Origin of the sequence: Pseudodonghicola xiamenensis DSM 18339 (assembly GCF_000429365.1) — a bacterium.
Lineage (GTDB): Bacteria > Pseudomonadota > Alphaproteobacteria > Rhodobacterales > Rhodobacteraceae > Pseudodonghicola > Pseudodonghicola xiamenensis.
Map to the genome: position 1 here is coordinate 247,424 of NZ_AUBS01000002.1, position 20,628 is coordinate 268,051.

Annotated in this window: 24 protein-coding genes; 8 read left to right on the plus strand and 16 right to left on the minus strand. The window is 63.4% G+C overall.

Translation table 11 applies throughout. From position 1 onward, the window contains the following. Nucleotides 1–14: 14 nt before the first annotated feature. Nucleotides 15–1,820 carry a DNA polymerase III subunit gamma/tau gene (locus G455_RS0104115; protein ID WP_189658328.1) on the minus strand — a complete coding sequence of 602 codons (1,806 nt, stop codon included), beginning with the start codon at nucleotides 1,818–1,820 and terminating at the stop codon, nucleotides 15–17. 257 nt (nucleotides 1,821–2,077) lie between these two features. Here G455_RS0104115 and flaF point away from each other — a divergent pair, with 257 nt between their 5' ends. The 3 genes from flaF to G455_RS0104130 are packed head-to-tail and all read left to right on the plus strand — an operon-like array spanning nucleotide 2,078 to nucleotide 3,755. Further along, nucleotides 2,078–2,476, plus strand: coding sequence for a flagellar biosynthesis regulator FlaF (flaF, locus tag G455_RS0104120; protein ID WP_028092528.1), 399 nt, complete (start codon nucleotides 2,078–2,080; stop codon nucleotides 2,474–2,476). Nucleotides 2,477–2,480: 4 nt separating this feature from the next. Further along, nucleotides 2,481–2,906 carry a flagellar biosynthesis repressor FlbT gene (locus G455_RS0104125; RefSeq protein WP_028092529.1) on the plus strand — a complete coding sequence of 142 codons (426 nt, stop codon included), beginning with the start codon at nucleotides 2,481–2,483 and terminating at the stop codon, nucleotides 2,904–2,906. 15 nt (nucleotides 2,907–2,921) lie between these two features. Further along, on the plus strand, nucleotides 2,922–3,755 hold the full coding sequence (locus tag G455_RS0104130) for a DUF1217 domain-containing protein (RefSeq protein ID WP_229861725.1): 834 nt from the start codon (nucleotides 2,922–2,924) through the stop codon (nucleotides 3,753–3,755). A 41-nt stretch (nucleotides 3,756–3,796) separates the two neighbouring features. Here G455_RS0104130 and G455_RS0104135 read toward each other — a convergent pair whose 3' ends face one another. The 5 genes from G455_RS0104135 to fliF form a co-directional block, all read right to left on the minus strand. Beyond that, on the minus strand, nucleotides 3,797–4,819 hold the full coding sequence (locus G455_RS0104135; RefSeq protein WP_028092531.1) for a flagellar motor switch protein FliG: 1,023 nt from the start codon (nucleotides 4,817–4,819) through the stop codon (nucleotides 3,797–3,799). A gap of 141 nt (nucleotides 4,820–4,960) precedes the next feature. After that, nucleotides 4,961–5,782 (minus strand): flagellar type III secretion system pore protein FliP, encoded by an 822-nt coding sequence (fliP, locus tag G455_RS0104140; protein WP_028092532.1) that lies wholly within the window; start codon nucleotides 5,780–5,782, stop codon nucleotides 4,961–4,963. 11 nt (nucleotides 5,783–5,793) lie between these two features. Beyond that, the gene (gene fliN / locus G455_RS0104145) at nucleotides 5,794–6,165 is read right to left on the minus strand and encodes a flagellar motor switch protein FliN (RefSeq protein WP_028092533.1); all 372 of its coding nucleotides are present in this window, start codon (nucleotides 6,163–6,165) and stop codon (nucleotides 5,794–5,796) included. Further along, nucleotides 6,166–6,816 (minus strand): FliH/SctL family protein, encoded by a 651-nt coding sequence (locus G455_RS0104150; RefSeq protein WP_028092534.1) that lies wholly within the window; start codon nucleotides 6,814–6,816, stop codon nucleotides 6,166–6,168. An 11-nt stretch (nucleotides 6,817–6,827) separates the two neighbouring features. Next, entirely contained in the window at nucleotides 6,828–8,549 is a 1,722-nt protein-coding gene (gene fliF / locus G455_RS0104155) for a flagellar basal-body MS-ring/collar protein FliF (protein ID WP_229861726.1), read from the minus strand. Nucleotides 8,550–8,680: 131 nt separating this feature from the next. On the opposite strand from fliF, the gene G455_RS23270 reads away from it, so the two are divergent. Genes G455_RS23270 through G455_RS0104175 form a run of 4 tightly spaced genes read left to right on the plus strand, consistent with a single transcriptional unit; the run spans nucleotide 8,681 to nucleotide 11,306 of the window. Next, on the plus strand, nucleotides 8,681–9,304 hold the full coding sequence (locus G455_RS23270; RefSeq protein WP_084436986.1) for a flagellar basal body-associated FliL family protein: 624 nt from the start codon (nucleotides 8,681–8,683) through the stop codon (nucleotides 9,302–9,304). Between the two features lie 9 nt (nucleotides 9,305–9,313). Beyond that, complete coding sequence (locus G455_RS0104165) at nucleotides 9,314–10,267, plus strand: flagellar motor switch protein FliM (RefSeq protein ID WP_051312137.1); 954 nt, start codon at nucleotides 9,314–9,316, stop codon at nucleotides 10,265–10,267. Next, on the plus strand, nucleotides 10,248–10,649 hold the full coding sequence (locus G455_RS0104170) for a hypothetical protein (RefSeq protein ID WP_028092537.1): 402 nt from the start codon (nucleotides 10,248–10,250) through the stop codon (nucleotides 10,647–10,649). The genes G455_RS0104165 and G455_RS0104170 overlap by 20 nt, the downstream gene beginning before the upstream one ends. A gap of 3 nt (nucleotides 10,650–10,652) precedes the next feature. After that, complete coding sequence (locus tag G455_RS0104175) at nucleotides 10,653–11,306, plus strand: MotE family protein (RefSeq protein WP_028092538.1); 654 nt, start codon at nucleotides 10,653–10,655, stop codon at nucleotides 11,304–11,306. An 84-nt stretch (nucleotides 11,307–11,390) separates the two neighbouring features. Here G455_RS0104175 and G455_RS0104180 read toward each other — a convergent pair whose 3' ends face one another. Genes G455_RS0104180 through G455_RS0104215 form a run of 8 tightly spaced genes read right to left on the minus strand, consistent with a single transcriptional unit; the run spans nucleotide 11,391 to nucleotide 17,618 of the window. Beyond that, a complete protein-coding gene (locus G455_RS0104180) occupies nucleotides 11,391–12,521 on the minus strand; it encodes an EscU/YscU/HrcU family type III secretion system export apparatus switch protein (protein ID WP_028092539.1) in 1,131 nt (376 codons plus the stop codon). A gap of 3 nt (nucleotides 12,522–12,524) precedes the next feature. Continuing rightward, nucleotides 12,525–13,280 (minus strand): flagellar biosynthetic protein FliR, encoded by a 756-nt coding sequence (locus tag G455_RS0104185; RefSeq protein WP_028092540.1) that lies wholly within the window; start codon nucleotides 13,278–13,280, stop codon nucleotides 12,525–12,527. 4 nt (nucleotides 13,281–13,284) lie between these two features. Beyond that, complete coding sequence (gene flhA / locus G455_RS0104190; RefSeq protein WP_028092541.1) at nucleotides 13,285–15,384, minus strand: flagellar biosynthesis protein FlhA; 2,100 nt, start codon at nucleotides 15,382–15,384, stop codon at nucleotides 13,285–13,287. Between the two features lie 7 nt (nucleotides 15,385–15,391). Continuing rightward, a complete protein-coding gene (locus G455_RS0104195) occupies nucleotides 15,392–16,219 on the minus strand; it encodes a lytic transglycosylase domain-containing protein (protein WP_154664337.1) in 828 nt (275 codons plus the stop codon). Beyond that, the gene (locus G455_RS0104200; RefSeq protein ID WP_028092543.1) at nucleotides 16,209–16,478 is read right to left on the minus strand and encodes a flagellar biosynthetic protein FliQ; all 270 of its coding nucleotides are present in this window, start codon (nucleotides 16,476–16,478) and stop codon (nucleotides 16,209–16,211) included. Before G455_RS0104200 ends, G455_RS0104195 begins: the two co-directional genes overlap by 11 nt. 39 nt (nucleotides 16,479–16,517) lie before the next feature. After that, the gene (locus tag G455_RS0104205; RefSeq protein ID WP_028092544.1) at nucleotides 16,518–16,832 is read right to left on the minus strand and encodes a flagellar hook-basal body complex protein FliE; all 315 of its coding nucleotides are present in this window, start codon (nucleotides 16,830–16,832) and stop codon (nucleotides 16,518–16,520) included. 10 nt (nucleotides 16,833–16,842) lie between these two features. After that, a complete protein-coding gene (flgC, locus tag G455_RS0104210) occupies nucleotides 16,843–17,253 on the minus strand; it encodes a flagellar basal body rod protein FlgC (RefSeq protein ID WP_028092545.1) in 411 nt (136 codons plus the stop codon). 11 nt (nucleotides 17,254–17,264) lie between these two features. After that, nucleotides 17,265–17,618: a flagellar basal body protein gene (locus G455_RS0104215; protein WP_028092546.1), complete on the minus strand. Its 354-nt coding sequence runs from the start codon at nucleotides 17,616–17,618 to the stop codon at nucleotides 17,265–17,267. A gap of 65 nt (nucleotides 17,619–17,683) precedes the next feature. Between G455_RS0104215 and fliI the strand changes: the two genes are divergently transcribed. Continuing rightward, entirely contained in the window at nucleotides 17,684–19,045 is a 1,362-nt protein-coding gene (fliI, locus tag G455_RS0104220) for a flagellar protein export ATPase FliI (RefSeq protein WP_084436987.1), read from the plus strand. Nucleotides 19,046–19,156: 111 nt separating this feature from the next. Here fliI and G455_RS0104225 read toward each other — a convergent pair whose 3' ends face one another. Both G455_RS0104225 and G455_RS23275 read right to left on the minus strand, forming a co-directional pair. After that, the gene (locus tag G455_RS0104225) at nucleotides 19,157–19,978 is read right to left on the minus strand and encodes a flagellin N-terminal helical domain-containing protein (RefSeq protein ID WP_028092548.1); all 822 of its coding nucleotides are present in this window, start codon (nucleotides 19,976–19,978) and stop codon (nucleotides 19,157–19,159) included. A 132-nt stretch (nucleotides 19,979–20,110) separates the two neighbouring features. After that, nucleotides 20,111–20,608 carry a hypothetical protein gene (locus G455_RS23275; protein ID WP_051312139.1) on the minus strand — a complete coding sequence of 166 codons (498 nt, stop codon included), beginning with the start codon at nucleotides 20,606–20,608 and terminating at the stop codon, nucleotides 20,111–20,113. Nucleotides 20,609–20,628 lie beyond the last annotated feature (20 nt).

Consider the following 20,628-nt stretch of genomic DNA (forward strand, 5'->3'; position numbering starts at 1 on the left):
GGTCGCCCGGGCCCTCAGCCATCCTCGAAGGGATCCCATTCATCCTCGACCTCCGGCAGCGCCTCCTGCGCCACTTCGGCAGCGATCTGCTCGGGGGTCCGGATCTGGGCGATCTGCGCCTTGGGAAAACGCGCCAGCACCGCCTGCACCAACGGATGTTCCGTGGCCTTTTCGCGCAGGGCGATCTCGGCGGCGTCCCGCTTTTCGGCGATGGTCTCGGCGGTTCCCTCGCCGGTGACGATCACCGCCCAGCGATTGCCCGTCCAGCTTTGCAGCTTGGTGCCCAACCGCTGCGCCAAGTCGGCAGGCGCCGCATCGCTGGGGGTGAATTCGATCCGCCCCGGCTGATAGGATACCAGCCGCACGCCGATTTCGACCTCGACCAGAAGCTTGACGTCGCGATTGGTCCGGATCAGTTCGATCACATGATCGAAGGTCGGATAGCGGGAGAGCGCCTCGGCGACGTCTCCGGCGAGAAGGGCGGTGGGACCTCCGCCCGCCGAGCCGCGCGCGGCCACCGGGGCAGCACCGGCGCCAACGGCCGGAGCCTGCCAGCCCCGGGTCCCGGCATCGCCCATGCCACCACCAGGACCACCGCCCCCCATCGGGCCGCCTGGCATCGGCGGCGGCGTATCCTGCAACTTGCGCAACAGTTCCTCGGGCGCCGGAAGATCGGCCACATGGGTCAGCCGGATGATCGCCATTTCAGCCGCCATCATGGCATTGGGGGCCGCCGCGACCTCTTCCAACGCCTTGAGCAGCATCTGCCACATACGGCTGAGCACCCGCATCGGCAGCGCCTCGGCCATGGCCAGGCCGCGGGCACGTTCATCCGGCCCGATGGTCGGATCCTCCGCAGCCTCCGGGGTGATTTTCACGACGCTGACCCAATGGGTGATCTCGGCCAGATCGCGCAGAACCGCCATCGGATCGGCACCTTCGGCATATTGCGCCCCCAGTTCGGTCAGGGCGCCGGCGGCATCGCCGTGCAGGATCATGTCCATCAGATCCAGCACCCGGCCACGATCCGCCAGCCCCAGCATGGCGCGGACCTGATCGGCGCTGGTCTCACCGGCACCGTGGCTGATCGCCTGATCCAGCAGCGATGTTGCATCCCGGGCAGAGCCTTCGGCGGCCCGGGTGATCAGCGCCAGCGCATCATCGGCGATCTCGGCATGTTCGGCAGTAGCGATCTTGCGCAACAGCCCGATCATGTCCTCGGGCTCGATCCGGCGCAGATCGAAGCGCTGGCACCGGCTCAGCACCGTCACGGGCACCTTGCGAATCTCGGTGGTGGCGAAAATGAATTTCACGTGGGCGGGAGGTTCCTCAAGCGTCTTGAGCAGCGCGTTGAATGCGCTGGTCGAGAGCATGTGAACCTCGTCGATGATGTAGATCTTGTAGCGCGCAGAAGCCGCCCGGTAATGCACGGAATCGATGATCTCGCGGATATCGCCCACCCCGGTCCGCGAGGCGGCGTCCATCTCCATCACATCGACATGACGACCTTCCATGATCGCCCGGCAATGTTCACAAACGCCGCAGGGCTCCGTCGTCGGACCACCGGTGCCGTCCGGGCCGATGCAATTCATCCCCTTGGCGATGATCCGCGCCGTGGTGGTTTTCCCGGTGCCGCGAATCCCCGTCATGATAAAGGCCTGGGCGATCCGGTCGGCGGCGAAGGCATTCTTCAGCGTCCGCACCATGGCATCCTGGCCGACCAGATCGGCGAAGGTCTCGGGGCGGTATTTGCGGGCGAGAACCTGATAGGCTGGGCTGTCGGACAATGGGCTACCTGAAGGTCGGGGATTCTGGGTCATAACCTAGGGGTTGGGGGGCTTGAGGTCCAGTAGCGCCGCACCCATCCGCCCCCCCCCGCGCGTCGCAGACAACAATCATCGCCCCCTCCCGCGCGGCCGATTTCCTTCCCCTGCACGCCCCATTCACAAGATAAGAGCCCGACATATTCAGGACACTCCGGCCAACAGAAAAAAATTAACAAGGATTTATCGCGCTTTAACCCGCATGGGATAGGTTAACCGCGAGGCAGTATAACAAAATCCCCGGAACAAACCGAATGAGCATAGCCGCGTATAAGCGGACGATCTCGGAGACGGAGTCCCCCCGCCAGATCGAGCGCCGCGTCCTTTCCCGAGTTACCGCAGATCTCGAGCGGTTCGGCCCCGAGTTCGACCAAGCAGAAGCCAGCGCCGAAAAGCTCGCCTTGCTGGCCGGCGGGCTGAACGATGCGCTCTGGCGCAATCAGCGCGTCTGGATGGCGCTGCAGGGAGATCTGGCCCAGCCGGGCAACCAGTTGCCCGCCGATCTGCGCGCCGGGCTGATTTCCCTGGCCGTCTGGGTCAACAGCCACAGCAATGGCGTCATCAAGGGCAAGCACAAGGTGCAGCCGCTGATCGACATCAACAAGACGATCATCCGCGCGCTGGAAGGCAATCCGCTGCAAGTAATGGAATGACCCAATGGCACTGCGGCTGACACTGAAACCGAACGAAAAGATCGTGATCAACGGTTGCGTGATCCGCAACGCGGACCGACGCCAGACCCTGACGATCGAGAATTACGCCGATGTGGTCCGCGGGGTTGACCTGCTGGATGAAGACGGTGCCGCCACGCCGGTGAAGAAGGCCTATTTCTTCATCCAGTCGGCGCTGCTGCGTCCTGAGTTGCGCAAGGAACTGACGCCGATCATCCACAAGAGCCTGGCCGAGCTTGTACCGATTTTCAACCAGCAGATCGGAGGCCATATCTGCGAGGCTGCCAACCATGTCTCGGCCCGCAACTACTATAAGGCGATGCGGGCGCTGCGCGAGGTGATGCAGTATGAAGACGAGCTTTTGAACTTGCTGGCATCGCGGCCGGCCACGACGGCACAGGCGGCGGAATAGGACGAGGTTTCCTTCATGGTGATAAGCATTTCCGGCCTGAACAGCCCCTTGGCGCTCAAACTGATCGACAGCACCCATGACAGCCAGATCGAAACGCTGAGCGCATCCGGCCAGCACGCGCGCGCGGTGTCGGTGTTTCAGGAGCGGATCGGTTCGATCACCTCGCCCGAGGACCTCGTGCAGGATTACGAAGTCTACAGCTTTGTGATGAAAGCTTTCGATCTGGAAAGTCAGATCTTCGGCAAAGCCATCATCCGCAAGGTTCTTGAAAGCGACCCGTCGGATTCCTCCTCGCTGGTCAACAGGCTGACCGACGACCGCTTCAACGACCTGAACGAAGCGCTCGGGTTCACCGCCGAGGGCGGCGAGCAAGTGGTGCCCGATTTCAACGACCCCGACTGGCAGCAGGGCATCATCGACAAGTATTTCGAACAGACTCTGACCAACGGCTATACCGAAGAAAATGAAAACGTCGGCATCGCGCTGACCTTTCGCAACAAGGTCGAGAGTATCGACAACTGGTACGATGTCCTGAAGAACAAGGACCTGAGCAACTTCTTCATCACCGCCCTGGGTCTGCCGACGGAAATGGCGGCGATCGACGTCGACAAGCAAGCGCAGCTTTTGTCAAAAAGCTATGATCTGGAAAAGCTCTCCGATCCCAAGGAACAGGACCGTCTGGTCACCCGGTTCCTGGCGATCGCCGACGTCCAAAACCCCCAGACCTCGAACATCAAAAGCGCCGCCCTTACGATCCTGCAGAATTCCTCATCGCTGAATTCGTCGCTGATCCAGCTAAGCTGGGATATCCCCTCGGTGCGCTTCTCAAGCTACTCACTTTATCGCTAGGGGCGCACCCCCTCAACCGGCCTTCGCCGATCAAAGGCCGATTAGTCGATCAGATCTTCGTCTTCACCGCTGGGCAGCTCGATATCGCCGTCCCGGGCCAACCTGATCGCGGCCTCGACCAGCTCGGACTGGGCTTGCTTGACCTCGCGGGTCCGCACCGGCCCCATCGCCCGCATCTCTTCTTCCAACATATCGCGCGACCGTCCCGGCAGCGATGACAGGAAATGATCGCGCAGTTCCTTGTCCGCACCGCGCAGAGCCAGCGGCAAGGTCTTGCCAGAGACTTCGCGCATGACCCTGGCCAGGGCATTCGGCTTCAGGTCGATCAGATCGCTGAAGACGAACATCTTCTGCTTGATGGCGCGGAACTTCTCGGGAATTTTCTTCTCCAGCTCGCGCGACAGCCCTTCAAAGACATTGGAATCGAGCTTGTTGAACACCATGACAAGCTGCTTTTCCGTCTCAGCCTCGGCATTGCGGCCGGCCTTCGCCAGCACCTCGCGGCGCAGGCTTTCCTCAATGCTGCGCAACGCCTCGGCCGGCAGCGCCTCCATTGCCACGATACGTTCGATCAGTTCGACGGCCCGCTCCTGCCCCAACAGCGGCAGAACCTTGGCCGCCGCATCCGCCTTGATCCGGCTCAGGATCACCGCAACGGTCTGATTGTGCTCCTTGCGCAGGAAATCCGCCAGGGTCTTCTCATCGAGCTGCGAGAGATCGCCCCAGAGATTGCCAGTGGCGCTGTCTTCGATTTCCCCAAGAATTTCGGTAACCCGGTCCTCGGGCAGAAAGCCCTTGAGCAAGCCACGCGCCACGTCAACAGAACCGGTGATGCCGCCATAGCTAGACATCTTCTCGCCGAACTCTTGCATCACCTCTTCGACCACCTCGGCGGGCACCTCGCCCATGGCCGAAATCGCCCGGGTGATCTTGCGGATTTCTCCAACACCGAGCTGCTGCATCAATGCACCGCCGCGCTCTTCACCCAGACACAGGAACAGGATCGCCGATTTCTCGGCGCCGCTCAGAGGCCTGTGCTTGCGCAGGGGAGTGAAGTGGTTCATCGGCACCAGCCAAGGACGGGGATACGAGGTTAACGGCGTGGAGCCAAAATAGCGCCCCCTATCCATGCGGCGCAAGGAATTCTCACAAGAATTTCCGATTAATTTCTTCCCTAACGGCACCGCAAGACCGGTTTAGCCCAGCTAGCCCCCCGTCACCGCCGAATAGGATTGCATCAGCGAACCGGCCAGCATGTACCAGCCGTCGATCAACACGAAGAAAATCACCTTGAAGGGCAGCGACACGATCACCGGCGGCAGCATCATCATGCCCGCGCTCATCAACACCGACGCGACGATCAGGTCGATGGCGATGAACGGCAGATATAGCAGAAAGCCGATGGTAAAGGCGCGCCTGAGCTCGGATATCATGAAGGCCGGAACCAGCACCCGCCAACTGACCTCGGCCGAGGTGGCGGGGGCGGCTTCCGGGTTTTCCTCTCCGGCGATGTCGCGAAAGAGCGCGATATCCTTGTCGCGCGCATTGGCGTACATGAAGGCGCGAAACGGTTCGGCGATATTCACGATCGCCTGTTCCTCGGTGATCGAATTCTGCATCAAGGGCCTGAGCCCGCCGGTCCAGGCGTCATCCAGTACCGGCTGCATGACAAAGAAGGTCATGAACAGCGCCATCGCGTTCAGAACCATGTTGGGCGGCGTCTGGTTCATCCCCAGGGCCGAACGCAGCATGGAAAAGACGATGACAAAACGGGTAAAGCTGGTGGTCACCACCAGCAGCCCCGGTGCGATGCTGAGCACTGTCATCAGCGCGAAAAGCTGGATCAGCCGCCCCGAGAAGCTCGCCCCCTGATCGCTGCCCGGCACCGCCCCGCCCAGGGCCGAGGACAGATCACGCACCAATCCGCCCAGATCGGTTTCCTGCGCCACGGCAGCCACCGTCCCGGCCAGAAGGAAACCACCGGCAAGAACAGCGCAGCGCGCGGCAAAGGATTGTGGGCGGCGCATCGAGAAAATCCTCAGGCGTCGGAAATGAAATCTTTGACGATTTCCCGCAGGGCCACGCCGATCCGGTCGCCCTGCACCTTGACCAGATCGCCACGTGCCACCAACCGGTCGTTGATCATGATGTCCACCGGCTCGCCAACCTTGCGGTCAAGCTCAATCACCGCGCCCTTGGACAGTTCCAAAAGCTCGGAAATCGGCATCCGGCTGCGCCCCAGAACCACCCGCACATCCAGCCGCACATTCAGCAGGGCATCGACATTGCGCCCCCCCGCCGCCGCAGCCACCGCCACATCCTTAAGCGAGGTTTTTTCCGCCGCCGCGGCGCCGTGTTCCTCGGTCCCGGAGGCCGGATCGGCCATATTCGGGGTTTCGGTATCAGACATTTATCCGACCTTCTCCTGATCGTCCTTCAGTTTCGCCGCCGCCTCGCGCAGCGCCGCAAGCACCGTGTCGCAAAGCGCATCCAGGCTGTAGCTGAGCCCGCCCCCATCCCAATCCAGCCGCGCCTCGCCATCCGCCAGCGCCGGGTCCGCCCGCACATCGGGCACGGGCCCAGCGGGCGCCAGAAGATCGGCAATATCCGCCTCCATCGCCTCGGTCATCTGCGGCGACAGCCGCAAACGCAGCCGCGCACTGCCCTGCGCCATGCGTACCCCCTCGCGAACCCGCTCCTCGGTCAGCCCCCGGCCATAGGCGGACAGAAACTCCGGTGCGACCCGCTCGGCGATATCCAGCGCCAGACCGACCATATCGCGCTCCATCTCCCTGCGGCGCCGATCTTCCTGTGACAGCAACACCTCCACCTGACTGCAAAGCACCTCAAGCGTGGCGGCGACACGGGTCTCCCGCGCCTGTTCCAGCATCGTGCGCACCTCGTCGGCGCCCTGTTCCCGGCCCTGGGCAAAAGCCAGCTCGCGCGCCTCGACCAGCAACCTATCCACCTCGTCCAACGGCAGGCTGCGGATTGGCTCCGGCTCGACCGGGGCCTGCCCCCCCTCCGCGACACGGGCATCCTCCGCGTCGAAATCCCGCAACAAAAGCCTCATCACGCGTCGACCTCGGCCACCAACCAGCCGCGCAGCACCCGCAACACCTCTTCCGGCTTGTCTTCGGCCAGGGCCTGGATCGCCTCGACCCGCGCCTTGATCAGATTGCCGCGCACACCCATGGCTTCGATATACTCATGCGGCCCCTTGTCCGCTTCGGGATCGAAGACCGAAGCCTGTCCTTTCGCCTCGGCCAGAGCGGCCTCCGGGCCCGGGGCCTCTTCCTTGCGCGCCGCAACCAGCGCCGGCATTGGCGCATCGCCTGACAGCGCCTCTCCGTCGGGTCCGCCCAATGCTGCGACAGCGCCATCAGGCAGGTCCCGCAAATCGCGCTGCCCAAGCTGACGCAGCAGCGGCCGCACCCCCAGGATCATCACCAACGCCACGATGATCAGCGCCAGCACCCCGCGCACGATCGACACGATATTGTTGCTGATCTGCTGGCCCAGGCTTTCCTTCACCGGATCGCCCACTTCCATGGAATAATCCATGAACCGCAGGCTATCGACGGACACGCTATCCCCGCGCCGCGCATCGAAACCCACCGCCGTCTTGACCAGCTCGGACAGCCGATCCAGCTCCTCCGGGCTGCGCTCGGAGTAGGTCACGTCAGACCCGTCGACGGTGTAGATGCCATTGACCAGCACCGCGACCGAAACACGCTGCACCTCGCCGGCCTCGCGCACCACCTCGCGGCGGGTATTTCCGATCTCGTATTGCACGCTTTCGCCAGTTTTCGACTGGCTGGAGGTGCTGCCGGCGTTCGGATCGGCCAGGGCCGCGGGGATATTGTTTTCCACCCCGACATTGCCGCCGCCCTCACTGCCCGCGCGCTGTTCGGCCCGGCTGTCGGTCGACCGAACCACCTGCTGATCGGGATTGTAGGTCTGTTCTACGATCACCTCGCGCGCGGTGGACAGATCGACATTCACCTTCACACGCGCGTTGCCGGCCCCGACCCGGGCTGTCAGGATGCTTTGAATCTGCTGCGCCAGCCGATCCTCGATCCCCGAGCGCGCCGACTGCATGGTCGCCTGCCCGTCACCATCCGCCGTCTCTGCCAGGATGGTTTCCCCGCTGGCCGACAGAACGGTGACCCGCCCCAGCTCGAGCTCAGCCACCGCCGAGGCGATCAGGTTCCGGATCGACACCGCCTGCTTGCGCGAAATGGTCCGCCCCGGCAGCGGCCGCACGATGACCGAGGCGCGCGGCTCAGGCCGTTCGCGGGAAAACGCCTCGCGTTCGGGCAACACCAGATGCACCCGCGCGCTCTGCACCCCATCCATGGTCTGGATAGATCGGGCCAGCTCCCCCTCCATGGCACGCAGGCGGTTCACCTTCTGCATGAAGGAGTTCATCGCCAGGCCGCTGTTCTCGTCAAACAGCTCCCAACCGGGATCCCCCTCGATCGGCAACCCCGCCTCGGCCAACACCATCCGCGCCCGCGCCAGATCGGCCCGCGGCACCGAAACGCTTGACCCGTCTTCGCTCATCCGGGTCTCGAACCCGGCCCCCGACAGGGTGGTCTCGATCGAGCTGGAGGCCGAAATCGGCAGATTGGTGTAAAGCGTCGCGAACTCCCGCTGGGAAACGGCCGAGATCCCCAGGACCAAGGCCAGAACCACCCCCAGCGCAACCCCGCCCAGGATCATCAGCCGACGCTGACCCAACGCCTTGAGGTTGTTGATCAGATCCTGCACGGCGCCCTCACTCGAAACCATCCCCGACTGTTCTTTGTATCAAAGGATATTCTATTTTTGATCTTCAAGTAAACAGAGATGTCTATACTTGCATTAAAAAGAAAAAACCGGGATTATATCCATGACAGCCTCAAGTTTCAGACCAGATCACCATGGCCCGCCCAACAACGAAGAAATCAGGCAGACCGGCTCCGGAGCGCGACGATAGCGCACCGGCCACAAAGCCGCGCTCGGCCCGGGCCCTGCTGATGGCCGCCGCGCTGCTGGCGGTGAGCTCTCTGGGCGGGGGCTTCGTGCTGGCGCGACTCGCCTTTCAGCAGGATGCGGCCACCTACGAACCCGACTATCTTCCCGACGAGCCGACAAGTCCGACCTCCGCCAGCGCGAAGGACAAGGCGACGGCGGAAGACCACCAAGCCGAAACAGACACTGCCCAGCCAGAAGAGACCGACCCGCTCGACGGCATCCTGCCCTTCGAAGAGATCATCACCAATATCACCAGCTATGATGCCCGCGGCAACGCCAGCAAGGCATTCCTCAAACTGACGCTTGTGCTGGTCTACCGGCCCGAGCCCGGCGCGGCCAAGCTGATGCGCGAACGGCAGCCCTTCATGCGCGACCTGTTCACCGGCTATGCCCACAGCCTGACCGAGACCGACGTCCGCGGCATGGCCGGGGTGATGAATGTGAAGGCAGAGCTTCTGAAGCGCGCCCGCGCCGCCGCCGGGAACGATCTGCCGCAAGAAATCCTGATCAGCGATCTGATCGTGCAGTAGGGGCCGGCAATGAGCGATCAGATATCCCCGGAAGAACTGTCCTCCCGCAACAGCGAGCTGCTCGACGAAATCATCCGCATGTCGGACTTCAGTTTCGAACGGCTGCCGATGCTGGACATCATCGGTGAACGGCTGGCCGATTCCCTAGCCCTCGCCCTGCCCAACATGACCGGCACGCTTTGCGAGGCCGAGCTGACCCAGCTCGATTACCTGCCGATGTCGCAGATCAACGACGCCCTGTCCGATCCGGTACTGCTGGCGGTCTGTTCCTCGCACCAGCTCTACGGGCCCATCCTGCTGGTTCTGGACAGCCCCCTAGTGCTGACCGCGCTGGAACTGATGCTGGGCGGCACCCCCCGCGGCGCGACGCCGCACAACACCGAAGGCTTCACCGCCATCGAACGCGGCTTTGGCAAGCGGCTCGCCGGGCTGATCGCGCAGGAACTGCAGCGCAACATGGCGCTTGTGGGCGATATCGAACTGGATCTCGACCGGATCGAGACCGATCCGGATGCCGCCTCGGTCACCCAGCCCGCCAATCTCTGCGTCCGCATGCAGATCGCCCTGGCACAGGCCGGCCACAGCGGCGCGCTCGAGGTGATCCTGCCCTATGACGCGCTCGAACCGCTCCGCCCCAAGCTCGGCCGCATCCATTTCGGCGGCCCCGGCGAAGACGCCAGCCCCTGGCGCGAACAACTCGCCAGTCAGATCGAACGCGCCACCGTCGAACTCGAGGCGGTTCTGACCGATATCCGCCTGCCAATTCAGGACATCATGGGCTGGGCCCCCGGCGACACCGTGAACCTCTGGATCGAAGAGGATCACGAGGCCACTGTCCTATGCGCCGAAACCGCGATGTTCCGCGCCGCACTTGGCAAACGCAACAACGGCAACACCGCGATCCGGATCACCGAAACCCTCACCCCCGAAGAGGAGACCTCCCATGGCTGCAACGATCACTGATCTTCTGATCATTCTCCTGCTGGCCGGCAGCATCGGCTATGGCGTGGTGATGTCGCGCCGGGTGCAGAAACTGATGGCCGCGCTCGAGGATCTCGAACCCCTGGTCCGCGAATTCTCCAGCGCAGTGGACAAATCCGAATCTTCGGTTGCCGCGCTGCGTCAAAACCTCGACGACACCCGCCTCGCCCAGACCGCCCCCGCAGCAGAGCCCGCCGCAACACAGGGGGCGGCCATGACCGTCGCGCCCGACCCCGAGGTTCCGGCCTTCTCCTCACGCCGGCACTCCGCACCACGCCGCCTGCCCGGGGTCCAGGTGGTCCGCAACAAGCAGGATCTGGTCCGCCGCTTCTTCGAAACCTCCCGCAGCGAATCGAGGGCCTGAACCATGGCACGTGGCCTCGTCAGCAAGCTTTTCCTGGGCGGCCTCGCAATCACGGCCTTCGCCAAGGCCGCGATCTCCTTTCCCGAACTGGCAGGCCCCGGCGCCGACCTCGGCCGCCCGGACACGGAAATCGCTGCCGTCGTTACCTCGGACAGCGACCACCCCCGCGCGACGCCCATCCAATCCGGTTCCGTCAGCAGATCACCCACCTCGGCCCAGCAATGCGAGACACCCGAGGAAGTGCTGCAATCGCTCGCCCGCGAACGCGAGCTGATCGCCAAACAGCGCGAAGATCTGGAAAGCCGCCAATCGGAACTGTCGCTGGCCAAGGAAAAGCTCGACATCGAAAAGCAGGCGCTGCTCGAACTGAAAACCGAGATCGAGGATCTGCTGGCCCGCGCCAAGGCTGCCCAGACCGAAGACCTCGATCGCCTCATCGCCTTCTACGAGAACATGAAACCCGCCGAGGCCGCCCGGATCATGGACGATCTCGATATCGAGGTGACAATCCTGGTGCTGGCACAGATGAAGCCCCGCGCCGCCGCGCCGATCCTGGCCAAGATGTCGCCGGTACGCGCCCGCGCAGTCTCCAAGATCATCCTCGAACGCTCGCAATTGCCTGGCGATCAGGATCTGGTCGGCATCCGCCTGAAATGATCCGCCCTTTTTCTGGCTGAAAATATCTCGGGGGGCGGCCGCAGGCCGTGGGGGGCAGAGCCCCCCGCCTCGCCTACGCCGCACTCAGTCGGGCGAGGTTCTCAACACCGACCCCTCAGGGGGCTTGCGGTTACGGTTGGCCTTCAGATCCAGCACGAAGCTGATGATCTCCGCCACCACCTGCCAATGTTGCATCGGCACCATCTGGTCGATCTCGACCCGGTCATACAGCATCCGTGCCAAGGGCTTGTTCTCGACGATCGGCACCTCATGCTCGAAGGCGATCTCGCGGATGCGCCGGGCCATCAGATCGGCCCCCTTGGCCACACAGACCGGCGCCTCGTCGCTGCCTTTCTCATAGCGCAGCGCCACGGCGTAATGGGTCGGGTTGGTCAGGATCACGCTGGCAGTGGGCACTGCCGCCGCGGCGCGCTGGCGGGCGCGACGGCGGCGGATGGCCGCGCGACGCGCCTTGATATGCGGATCGCCTTCGGCCTCCTTCATCTCGTCGCGCACCTCTTTCACCGTCATCATCAGCTTCTGGCGCCATTGGAACCGCTGCCACAGGATATCGACCACAGCCACCGGCACCAGAAAGACTGCGGCCGCCAGCAACAGCCGCCGCGCGGCGAGGATCAGATATCCGGGCAGATTCTCAGGGATGAATCCCGGCGCCTCCCAGATGCTTTCCACCGCCCAAAGCGTCACCCAGATCGCCAGCCCACCGACCACCAGAACCTTGACCAGGCTCTTGCCGAATTCCACCAGGGTATTGGCTGAAAACAACCGCTTCAGCCCCTGCACCGGCGACAATTTCGACAGTTTCGGCTTGACCCGATCCAGCGCCGCCACCGTCTCGCCCTGGATCAGCACACCGAAGACCCCGCCGGCCAGGATCAACAGGAACAACGGCGCCAGGATCGTTGCCAGCGACAGCACCACCTCGCGCAACAGCTGCCCCAGCGCCGCCAGGCCCGAACGCCCCTCCCCCACCACCACCTGCCCCGATCCATCGATCAGGGCAGACAGGGTCTCGGCCAGGCGCGGCCCCATCCAGGGCACCACCAGAGCCGCAACGCCAAAGAGCGACAGCACCACCATCATGTTCCCCGTTTCGCGCGAAGACGGCACCTCGCCGCGCTTGCGCGCGTCGCGCAGCCGCTTCTCGGTCGGTTCCTGTGTCTTCTGGCTGTCCTCCTGATCTCCCTGCGCCATGGATCAGAACCTGAACACGCCAAGCCAGGCGGTGAACTGATCGAGAAAATGGCCGATCATCGCCGGCGTTGCCACCGACAGGATCAAAAGCCCGGCCACGATCAGGATCGAGGAGGCAACGAAGAACACCGGCAGTTGCGGCATCATCCGGTTGGCCAGCCCCATGCCAAGATTCAGAACCACCCCCATGACGAAGAAAGGCGCCGCGATCGACATGCCGATATAGAGGCTCTCCCCCCCCGCCCGCACGATCTGCTGGGCCAGATCTCCGGTGATCACCAGGCCGACTGGAAACACTCGATAGCTGTCCAGCAGCGCCCTGAGGATCAGGTGGTGCGCATCAGAGGCGAAGATCGCCGCCACCGATCCGATGATCAGCAGCGAGGCCACCAGCGTCGCCCCCTCGAAAGCGCCGAGCGAGGGACCGAAGGCATTGGCCAGCCCGGAAACCTGACCGACCTGATAGCCGGCGAAGTCCATCGCCGACAACAGCACCCGGCCACACAGCCCGATCCAGATGCCGATCGTCGCCTCAAGCCCCAGCAGCAGCACCGTCTCGACCGGCGTGCCGGGCAGACGCGCGGCGACCGGGGTCGCGGGATAAAGCGCCGCACAGAGCACCAGCGCAAAGGCCACCCGCATCCGGATCGGGATCTGGGTTTCGCCAAAGCCCGGCATGAACATCACCGCACCACCGATCCGGGCCACCACGAGGATGTATCCGAAGATCAAGCCGGCGATATAATCATCCAGCGTCATCGCCTCAGGCGCCGATCGTCGCCACGGTGCGCAACGAGGCCTTGCGGTGGACCTCATTGTGGGAAATCACCTGAGTGACCGGGCTGACCCTCTCGAGGATCTGGCGCACATAGGGGCGCACATCCGGCGTCACCAGCAGCGCCGGCCATTCGTCGCCCGCGGCAAACCGCTGGATTTCCTTGCGCGCCGCCAGAACGAAATCCTGCACCCGCGCCGGCGACATCATGAAGCCGTCGCCATCGCCCCCCGGAGCCACGGCATTGTTCAGTTCGCGTTCCCAGTCCGGGCTCAGCACGATCACCGGAACATATCCCTTGGCATCCGCCAGCGCCTGGCAGATCTGCTTGGCCAGCCGGCCGCGCACATGTTCAACGATATTGCGCAGGTTCTGCGTCGTGGTGGCGGCCTCGGCCACCGCCTCGATGATGCGCGACAGGTTGCGGATCGACACCCGCTCCGACAACAGCGCCTGCAGCACATGCTGCAGCAGCACGGCGGGCGACTTGCTGGAGGCATCGCCCAACAGCTTCTGATATTCCTTGCTCTGCCCCGCAATCAGCTCCTGCGTGGCCGCATAGGTCAGAAGCTCGGGCATGTATTCCTTGATCACCTCGGTCAGATGAGTGGTGATCACGCTTTCCGGATCCACCACCGTCAGCCCGCGCATCTCGGCCTCGGACGCCCGCCCCTGATCGACCCAGACCGCATGCAGGCCGAAGGTCGGCTCGCGGGTACGCTCGCCCACCAGCTCGCTGTCCTTGCCCGACGGATCGATTACCATCATCGACCCGGGCCGCACCTCGCCCCGGGCGGTCTCCACCCCCTGCAGCGAAATCGCATAGGTCATCGCCGGCAGCGCGCTGTCATCCTTGATCCGCACCGGCGGCAGAACGAACCCGAAATCCTTGATGAAAAGATTGCGCAGGCTTTTCACCTTGCCCGGCAGGGCCGCATCGGCCGAGCTGATCAGCGGCACCAGCGCAGTGCCGAGATCAAGCCGCAGATCATCCAGCTTCAGCGCCTCGGCAATCGGGTCCTCGGGTTTCTTCGGCTTGGCCCCGGCCTTGGCGGCGGCCTCCTTGGCGCGGTCACGCTCCTCAAGCTGTCCCCGCATCACATAGCCCAGCACTGCCATCCCCGCGGCCAGCGCGGCAAAGATCATGAAGGGGAAACCGGGCAGGAAACCGATGATGAAGGCCAGCACCGCCGCCATGTACAGCGCCTTGGGAAAACCGCTGAGCTGTTGCAGCACCGCCTCGTTCGCGGCGCCATGGGTGCCGCTCTTGGTGACCAGCAAGCCCGCCGCCAGCGACACCACCAGCGCCGGGATCTGTGTCACCAGCCCGTCACCGATGGTCAGCGCGGTATAATTTCCCGCCGCCTCGGCCACGCTCAGCCCGTGGCTTGCCACCCCGATCAGGATACCGCCGACCACGTTGATCACGGTGATGATCAACCCGGCCACCGCATCGCCACGGACGAATTTCGACGCCCCGTCCATCGCCCCGAAGAACGAGCTTTCCTCCTCCAGCACGCGGCGGCGTTCGCGAGCCTGCTCCTCGTTGATGATGCCGGCCCCCAGATCGGCGTCGATCGCCATCTGCTTGCCCGGCATCGCGTCCAGCGAGAACCGCGCCGCGACTTCGGCGATGCGGGTGGAGCCCTTGGTGATCACCACGAAGTTGATGATCACCAGGATCGCGAAGATCACGATCCCGATGATGAAATCCCCCCCCACGATAAAGCGAGAGAACCCTTCGATCACCTTGCCCGCCGCCTCGGAGCCCTCATGTCCGCGACTCAGGATCAGCCGGGTCGAGGATACATTGAGCGCGAGCCGCAGCATGGTTACGACCAGCAGCACCGTGGGAAAGGAGTTGAACTCCAGCGGCGTCGGGATCCACAGCGCCACCATCAGGATCAGCACCGCCAGCGACAAGGAAATCGCCAGCCCGAAGTCCAAAAGGAAGGGAGGCATCGGAATGAACAGCATCCCGAGGATCATCATCACCCCGACCGCGAACCCCACATCGCGGTTCGCCATGCCAAGGCGCGACCACACCCCGACAACGGATTTCGGCACGGTGATATCCCTTGCGCTCATCTGCCCCTCAATTCACGATCCGGCAATCCGGCAACACAGGCCGGATCGGATAAGCCGAATAAATCGAAAACCGCGCCTCTTCGGTCTGCCGCCCACCGCTCCAGAACACCGGCGGCTGCGGCACGACGGGCGGCTCCGGCGTCTCGGCACGCGCCGTCGCAAATAGGGCCGACCCGCGCGCCAATGCCAGAAGCCGGCCCAGTTCGGCGTTGACCACCGCCTGATTGCGCCGAAGAGACGCCAGATAAGAGGTCTGATAGGTTTCGGTGGCAGAGTGATATCGCCCCGCTGCCGCCCACCAATCGCCAGTCTCGCGATAGAGGCCGCTCAGATAACGCGCGGCGTAATCGACATTCGCCAGAGGTTCGAACGCCAGATCGAGCGTGTCGAAATGCGCCCCATGCCAGCGCTGGTTCACCTGCATGCACCCCACGTCGATCGAGGTAACGCCCGCGGCCTGCTTGCCCCGAACCCAGGCCATCGCTTCGGCGCGGGTGGCGAAAAAGGCACCTTCGCCCTCGGCATTGACGGTCCAGGGCCAGACCGTCAGCCCACCCTTGCCGCGACGCCCGGCCTCCTGCACGCCGATCGCCAGCAACAGGTTGTCGGGAATGCCGTACCGCGCCTGCGCATCCAGAATGGCCGCAACGCAATCGGCGCCGGTCCGTACCGGTGCCGCCGGAACGACCGCCTCCTGCGCGGGCGCCGGTCGCACGACCGGCGCGTAAAATCCCGCGAAGAATTCCGCCCGCGCCGGACCGCAGATCGCCACCGCCGACAGAAACACCCTGGCCCCGGCCAGAGCAAGCCGCCCGCCCCCCATCTCAGCCGCCACCACTGACGATCAGATCGAACACCTGATTCGACAGCCGCGTCAGCGTTCCGTAGATGAACGGCAGCGTCAGGGCCAAGGCCAGAAAGATCGCCACGATCTTCGGCACGAAGGTCAGCGTCATTTCCTGAATCTGGGTCAGCGCCTGCACGAAGGAAACGATCAACCCGACCAGCAGCGCCACCGCCATCACCGGTGCCGAGGCCAGCAGCACCGAATTGAGCGTCAGCCGGATGATCTCGTATGTGCTGACCGTATCCAATCGGCGTCCCCCCGGGGCGAGACGGGCAAGGCGCCCGCGTCAGATCGACATGTTGATGATGTCTTTGTAGGCGTCGACCAGCTTGTCGCGCAGTGCCACCGAAACGCGCACCGTGCTTTCCATCGCCATTGTCGCCTCAACCGCCTGCTGCATCCCGATCTTGTCAGTCATGCTGGCCTGCGCCGTGACGTCGCCATAGCGCACGGACTCCACCGCCCCTTCGGCAGCCTTGCGGATCATATCGCCGAAACTTGGCCCCTGATCGGGTTCAGCGGCCGCCACGCCAAGGCCCTTGGACTTGCCATAGGCCGCTTCTGCGATCAGGTCGGGGCGGATGCTGGAGAGCTCAGCCATAAGTCAGGTCCTATTCGATAAGATCAATCAGCTCGCTACGCATCTGCTTGGCGTTTTCGAGCATGGTCAGATTGGCCTCATAACTGCGCGAGGCCTCGCGCATGTTGCTCATCTCGATCAGCGGATTCACATTCGGCAACTTCACATATCCGTTTTCGTCCGCCGCCGGGTGCGCCGGATCGAACCGCAACGAGAATTCCCCCATGTCACGGGTGATATCGCTGACCTCGACCAGCGCTGCACCGGTCGCCTCGTCCGTCATCTCGCCGAAACTGATCACCTTGCGACGATAGGGCTCCTTTCCCGGATCGGTCGCGGTGGTGGCAGAGTTGGCGACGTTTTCCGATACAACGCGCAACCGCGCGCCCTGGACCCGCATACCGCTGGACGCGATTTTCACGATGGAGGACAGCGCATCCATGACCTTACCCCCTAGCGATTGCCGGCGACGCTGAGAACCATCTCATGCGCCTTGCGATACAAGTTCGAGGCCAGGCGATACTGGCTTTGGGTGTTGGTCGCCTCGAGCACCTGTTCTTCCATGACGACCGTATTGCCTGAAATCGTCGACCCCCATCCGGCTTCGACCTGCGAAACCTCAGCTTCGGGCGAAATCGGTGAAAATCCGGCGGCATCGAGATAGGAGTCAAAGCTTTGCACTTCGCGCAGACGGTAACCGGCGACATCGGCGTTCGCGATATTCTCGGAAACCGCGCGCTGCTTGTCCGACAACCACTGCAGACGACGCGAGGCGAGCTGAAACAGGTTGAGGGATTCGAAATTCATCATGGACTCCGGATCAGTTCTTGGTGACTATAGCAACAGAGACAAAGATTAACAGGCCTATTCTTGTGACTACGGCATTTTCAGACCTGAGACAAAAGATTTCAGCCCTGGAACCGACAAGAATTTCGGGGCACGTTCAATCCGTTGTCGGACTGACCTTGCAGGTCGCCGGATTGCAGCGCGCTGCAGGCCTTGGGCAACGTTGCCGCGTGCTCGGCCAGCATGGCACCGTGACCGGCGAGATTGTCGGCGCCGGCGACAGCGGGTTGCAACTATTACCCTTCGGCACCTGGGACGGGATCGCGGTCGGCGACCGGGTCGAGCTGATCCAGTCGGATGACGTCATTCGCCCCGATGAGAGCTGGATCGGCACGGTGATCGACGCGCTTGGCCGGCCACTGTCTCCGGCGCCGCAATTTCGCCACGGCAACCGGCGCGCGCGGGGCCGCAACAGCCCACCGCCGGCCTATGACCGCCGCCGGGTCGGGGCCAAGCTGGAAACCCGGGTCAAGTGCATCGACCTGTTCACTCCGATCTGCCGAGGCCAGCGCATGGGGGTTTTCGCCGGTTCCGGCGTGGGCAAATCCACCCTCATGGCGATGCTGGCCCGCAACACAGATGCCGAGATCATCGTCATTGGCCTGGTCGGCGAACGCGGCCGCGAGGTGCAGGACTTCATCGAGGAGGACCTCGGCCCCGAGGGCATGGCGCGCTCGATCGTTGTGGTCGCAACAGGAGACGAGGCGCCGTTGCTGCGCCGTCAGGCCGCCTGGACCGCAACCGCCGTGGCCGAACATTTCCGAACCGAGGGCAAGCAGGTGCTGCTGATGATGGACAGCGTCACCCGCTTTGCCATGGCTCAGCGCGAAATCGGCCTGTCGAGCGGCGAGCCCCCCACTACGCGGGGCTATCCGCCGACGGTATTTTCCGAACTGCCGCACCTGCTGGAACGCGCGGGCCCTGGCCGCGAAGGCGAAGGCGATATCACCGGCATCTATACGGTTCTGGTCGACGGCGACGACATGAACGAACCGATCGCCGATGCCGTGCGCGGAATCCTCGACGGGCATATCGTACTGGACCGGCGCATCGCCGAACAGAACCGCTACCCCGCGATCAACGTGCAGAAGTCGATTTCGCGCATGCTGCCCGGCTGCCATAGCAGCGAGGAATTCACCATCATGCAGGCGGCTCGGCGCGCCCTGGCCCGCTATGCCGACATGGAAGAGCTGATCCGCGTCGGAGCCTACAAACCCGGATCGGATCCGGAGACCGATGCCGCGATCCGCCTGTTCCGAAGCCTCGACGACTTTCTGGCGCAAAAGAGGGACGACACCCTGCGCGCCGAACAGAGCTTTGCCGAAGTCTATCGCATGTTGCTGGAAGCCGGGATCGAAGTCGCCCTGCCATCTTCCGGAGGCAAGTGAAGCCCGCCTCAACGCGGCTCAGGCAACAGCCACCCGGGCACGGAACCATGTGCCCGATCGCAGGCACCTGAGGCGGCCGCCAGGGGTTGCCCCCTGACGGCCAAGACCCGTTTACCGGAACAGGCTCAGGATGTTTTGCGGCGACTGGTTCGCGATCGACAGCGATTGCGTCGCGAGCTGCTGCTGCACTTGATAGGCCTGCAGACGCGCGGCTTCTTCTTCCATGTTCGCATCGACCATGGCGCTGACACCCGAGTCCAGCGTGTCGGTCAACGACGACAAGAAGTTCTGCTGACCGTCAAGCGTATCCTCGACAACGCCCAGGCTGGTCGCTGCGGTGATGGAATCGGCCAAAGCACTTTCAGCCGTCGCCAGATCGGCCGTCAGATCGGTCGAAGAGGTCAGGTCGATGCCTTCCAGAGTCGTCTTGATCGCCGACAGATCGACCTTGTTGAAGGAGATCGTGGTGGTCGCGAAGCTGCCCGAGGAGCGGCTGATACCGGTCACGACAGTGACGGCATCCGTCGAGGTCACGAGATCGTCACCATTGAAGGTCGACTGATCGATCGCCGCACCGATTTGAGACACCAGCGCGTCGAGCTCGGATTGAACATCGGCCAGATCAATGCCGTTGCCTTGGGCGAACGCCACACGCTCGGCGAACTTCTCGGTCAGGTCAGAGACGGTTTCGGCCCCAAGACGCGCGGTCGAAACCGAGTTCTTGGTCGAGGTCAGGCCCTCGTTGATGGCGCCGAACATGCCGCTGTCGCCGGACATCGTCTGCGAAATGGCAAAATAGGCCGCATTGTCCTTGCCCGAGCTGATCGCCAGACCGCTGGAGACGCGGTTCTGGGTGCTTTCCAGACCCTTGTTGATCTGGTTCAGGGTAGCCAGGGCGACGGTTGCGGAGCTATTGTTGAGAATGGACGACATTTAATGCTCTCCTCAGTTCTCGTTTTTTGAGTCCAGTCTTCTGACTGTGATCTGGTTCGTAAACCAGTACCGAAGATATTAACCCCGCGATTAAAGCGGGGTTTACGTTTTGCCGGCTTCAGGAAACTGTGATCAAAATTCCCGGTCGATCCGCAATCGCCCGCCCGGCTGCGCTGCGATTTTCTGCCCCGATTTTCCATAAAGCCCGTTAAGCCCGCTGCGCTCGGTCGCCTTCTTGATCTCGCGCACGATGCTGCCCGCGGCGCGCGCCATACGCTGCAACAATGCCCCGTCCTCGCTGACCACCTGCTGCAATTCGGTCAATTTGGCGGGCAACCCATGCTGCTGCGCGACCTCTCCGGCCAGGAAGGGCTCAACCAGCGGCACCCGCAACTCCAGCCATTTCAGCAACGCCGATTTCGGCTCGAACAACTCACCGACCCGCTGAAGTCGACCGGCACGGATGGCAGCGATTTCCTCGTTCAACAGCTCGATCGCCTCCACCACCTTCAGAGTGAAGGCTTCGATATTGGCCTCATCCTCCACAGTCAGCACCCGGCTGCCGGCGTCGTTTGCCGCCCGGCGCGCCTCAGCCCGCTGCCCGATCCTGAATTTGCGCGGTTCCCGCATGTCGCCCCTCCTGCGCCCGA